The sequence below is a fragment of the Nostoc cf. edaphicum LEGE 07299 genome, from assembly GCF_015207245.1.
GTDB classification, from domain to species: Bacteria; Cyanobacteriota; Cyanobacteriia; order Cyanobacteriales; family Nostocaceae; genus Nostoc; species Nostoc edaphicum_B.
The window spans coordinates 12501-16422 of record NZ_JADEXF010000005.1 but is presented as its reverse complement, the minus strand read 5'-3'; the positions used below and the strand labels follow the sequence as shown (position 1 = coordinate 16422).

Below are 3922 nucleotides of genomic sequence, written 5' to 3'. Positions count from 1 at the left end.
TTGGAAATCGCGGCTACACAAACGAAGTCCGCCTACGCGGACTCTCTGAAACCCGCGCAGGCGGGTTTAGTTTGTATAGCCCCAGACTTCTAGTCTGAGGGCGATCCGCCAAAAGTGGATGCTCCCAAATTATTTTTTGTGTTTACACTGCGGATTAGTTTAAATTCTTCCGCCTTGTTAGGCTTAAATCTATTTCGTAAAATTGAACCTGAGTTACAAGAAAATAGTGATGCTGATTTTTCTAATCATCAACAATAGAATCACGAATCCGGATGGAAAAATACTTTAAATAATCTGTGTCTCATTGCCCAACCACTCTTACTATTTTGGTTGATTTCTTCCTGGATACATATTTTCCCGAATTATAATTTATTGCTGGGATTCAATCAATTAATTAGTGCAATGAATCAATTTAAACCCTATTATGCTTTTGAATAATTTCACTTAGTTACTACTTGCTCATTCCGGAAAGTGACAGAAGAGGGATAAGACTTAATCGCTTAGTATCCTTAACCATTAATACTTGATTTTTTCTTTGGAAATTGTTTTCATCGTTTTATACTTTCCACTCCAATTTTAGTTTTTTGTCTCAGAATGCCGCCAAACGCCTATTTTATCGTAGAGTAAGATAACGATCGCCTATTCAATCTGAATTGGTCAAACCCATTCACAGTAAGCATTTACCTTTTGCGGATAAGTCTATTAAAAAATTGACTTTGACAAAGGGTTTTAGCCTTAACTGAAGACATTTTTTCAGGCTTTGATCCTCCAAAAATGCGACATTACACAAACTTTGCACTAAGATGATTCGCCTCATTATATTCAATGTACAATTCTCATACTCAAATCCAACCACTTCGATTGAGTAATTGGCGCACTGCTAGAAATATAGTCAACACCCACCTCTGCCACACCACGAATCGTTTCCAAAGTCACATTCCCCGAAGCTTCAATTTTTACCCGGCTATCCTGCTGGCGAATCAACTGCACCGCCTGATGCATCATATCCAAAGGCATATTATCTAACATAATAATGTCAACCTTGTGCTGCAAAGCTTTTTTCACCTGCTCTAAACTTTCAGTCTCTACCTCTATTGTCAAGGGATAAGGTATCTGAGAACGAATACGGGTAACAGCTTCTCCAATTCCCCCAGCCGCCGCAATGTGATTATCCTTAATCATTACTGCATCATCCAATCCCATGCGGTGATTAATTGCCCCACCCAACGCAGTCGCGTACTTTTCCAACAGTCTCAGCCCTGGCGTAGTTTTACGCGTATCCACCAACTGAACAGGTAAATCAGCAATTTGCTCTACATATATATTAGTCAAAGTAGCAATCCCACCCAACCGCATAGCCAAGTTGAGCGCGACCCGTTCCCCCATCAGCAGTGCATCCAGTGAACCATGAATTTCAGCTACTACCTGTCTCGGCTCACACCATGTACCTTCAGGGGTAAGCGCCACAAAGCTGACTTTATCATTCAAAATCTGAAATACCCTAGCAGCAACTGGTAATCCAGCAATAATCCCAGAAGCTTTAGCTACCCATTTAGCCGAACCTAGCGTCACATCTTCTACTAGTAGCGAATTTGTAGTGCGATCGCCCCTACCAATATCTTCCAACAACCAGGCACGCAACAGAGGATCTAAAACCAACCAGGGAGGCAAAACAGTAGAATAGCTCACAAATTTATTGCTTCCTAAAATACTTCAGCAATACTATAGCCTAAAACCCTTGTCCTCCAAGGCTTTGATAGTGATGGAGAAGCCATCCAAAACAAATTGGAAAAAATAGTTGACACAATGAATTAGGTTCGCTATATTGAATAAGTGCTTGAAGCGGAGCGCGAAAGAGCAACGCTTGAAGGACACCGAACCTTGAAAATATTATAGTTTGAAAGCGATTATAGAGCAAGTGTATTGCGTCAAGCAAATAAAAATAACTAAGCTGAAGTTAAAAAAGAGCAGCTAAATGAGCTATAGAGCTTTCCAGTTCAAAACGGAGAGTTTGATCCTGGCTCAGGATGAACGCTGGCGGTATGCTTAACACATGCAAGTCGAACGGTGCTTTAGGGCACAGTGGCGGACGGGTGAGTAACGCGTGAGAATCTGGCTTCAGGTCTGGGACAACCACTGGAAACGGTGGCTAATACCGGATGTGCCCTTCGGGGTGAAAGATTAATTGCCTGAAGATGAGCTCGCGTCTGATTAGCTAGTTGGAAGTGTAATGGACTCCCAAGGCGACGATCAGTAGCTGGTCTGAGAGGACGATCAGCCACACTGGGACTGAGACACGGCCCAGACTCCTACGGGAGGCAGCAGTGGGGAATTTTCCGCAATGGGCGAAAGCCTGACGGAGCAATACCGCGTGAGGGAGGAAGGCTCTTGGGTCGTAAACCTCTTTTCTCAGGGAAGAACACAATGACGGTACCTGAGGAATAAGCATCGGCTAACTCCGTGCCAGCAGCCGCGGTAATACGGAGGATGCAAGCGTTATCCGGAATGATTGGGCGTAAAGCGTCCGCAGGTGGCAATGTAAGTCTGCTGTTAAAGAGTCTAGCTCAACTAGATACAAGCAGTGGAAACTACATAGCTAGAGTACGTTCGGGGCAGAGGGAATTCCTGGTGTAGCGGTGAAATGCGTAGAGATCAGGAAGAACACCAGTGGCGAAGGCGCTCTGCTAGGCCGTAACTGACACTGAGGGACGAAAGCTAGGGGAGCGAATGGGATTAGATACCCCAGTAGTCCTAGCCGTAAACGATGGATACTAGGCGTGGCTTGTATCGACCCGAGCCGTGCCGTAGCTAACGCGTTAAGTATCCCGCCTGGGGAGTACGCCGGCAACGGTGAAACTCAAAGGAATTGACGGGGGCCCGCACAAGCGGTGGAGTATGTGGTTTAATTCGATGCAACGCGAAGAACCTTACCAAGGCTTGACATGTCGCGAATCTTCTCGAAAGGGAAGAGTGCCTTCGGGAGCGCGAACACAGGTGGTGCATGGCTGTCGTCAGCTCGTGTCGTGAGATGTTGGGTTAAGTCCCGCAACGAGCGCAACCCTCGTTTTTAGTTGCCAGCATTAAGTTGGGCACTCTAGAGAGACTGCCGGTGACAAACCGGAGGAAGGTGGGGATGACGTCAAGTCAGCATGCCCCTTACGCCTTGGGCTACACACGTACTACAATGCTCCGGACAGAGGGCAGCAAGCATGCGAATGCAAGCAAATCCCGTAAACCGGAGCTCAGTTCAGATCGCAGGCTGCAACTCGCCTGCGTGAAGGAGGAATCGCTAGTAATTGCAGGTCAGCATACTGCAGTGAATTCGTTCCCGGGCCTTGTACACACCGCCCGTCACACCATGGAAGCTGGTAGTGCCCGAAGTCATTACTCCAACCTTTCGGGGAGGAGGATGCCTAAGGCAGGACTGGTGACTGGGGTGAAGTCGTAACAAGGTAGCCGTACCGGAAGGTGTGGCTGGATCACCTCCTTTTTAGGGAGACCTACACCCCTCAGAATCGAAAAACATACAGTTAAATAGATACTGAGTTGGTCTAACCTAGGTCGGTCGCAGACATTTGCATATTGTTGAAAGCTTTCAAACTATGATGAAGGTTCGATATGGGCTATTAGCTCAGGTGGTTAGAGCGCACCCCTGATAAGGGTGAGGTCCCTGGTTCGAGTCCAGGATGGCCCACCTGAAAGTAATTAGTAATTGCTAATTCGTAATTCGTAATTAACTACGAATTAAGAATTACGAATTACGAATTATGATTTGGGGGTTTAGCTCAGTTGGTAGAGCGCCTGCTTTGCAAGCAGGATGTCAGCGGTTCGAGTCCGCTAACCTCCACCTGTGGCGATTGCCATTAACAAAAACAAAAAATTGAGAGAGTTCAGCAACATGACTTAATAAAAGTCAGACTGC

At 46.0% G+C, this 3922-nt stretch carries 1 protein-coding gene, 2 tRNA genes, 1 rRNA gene and 1 pseudogene; 4 read left to right on the top strand and 1 reads right to left on the bottom strand.

Annotated elements, in window-relative coordinates; translation table 11 throughout:
- Positions 1–125: 125 nt before the first annotated feature.
- Positions 126–438 (top strand): annotated as a pseudogene (locus IQ229_RS00380) (IS701 family transposase); the annotation flags it as partial.
- A 384-nt stretch (positions 439–822) separates the two neighbouring features.
- On the opposite strand, the gene nadC reads toward IQ229_RS00380, so the two are convergent.
- On the bottom strand, positions 823–1689 hold the full coding sequence (gene nadC / locus IQ229_RS00375; protein WP_194040279.1) for a carboxylating nicotinate-nucleotide diphosphorylase: 867 nt from the start codon (positions 1687–1689) through the stop codon (positions 823–825).
- Positions 1690–1999: 310 nt separating this feature from the next.
- Here nadC and IQ229_RS00370 point away from each other — a divergent pair.
- The 3 genes from IQ229_RS00370 (at position 2000) to IQ229_RS00360 (ending at position 3847) form a co-directional block, all read left to right on the top strand.
- Positions 2000–3490: ribosomal RNA gene (locus IQ229_RS00370) — 16S ribosomal RNA — on the top strand.
- Positions 3491–3620: 130 nt separating this feature from the next.
- Positions 3621–3694, top strand: a tRNA-Ile gene (locus tag IQ229_RS00365).
- Between the two features lie 80 nt (positions 3695–3774).
- Positions 3775–3847: transfer RNA gene (locus tag IQ229_RS00360), tRNA-Ala, on the top strand.
- Positions 3848–3922: the final 75 nt, after the last annotated feature.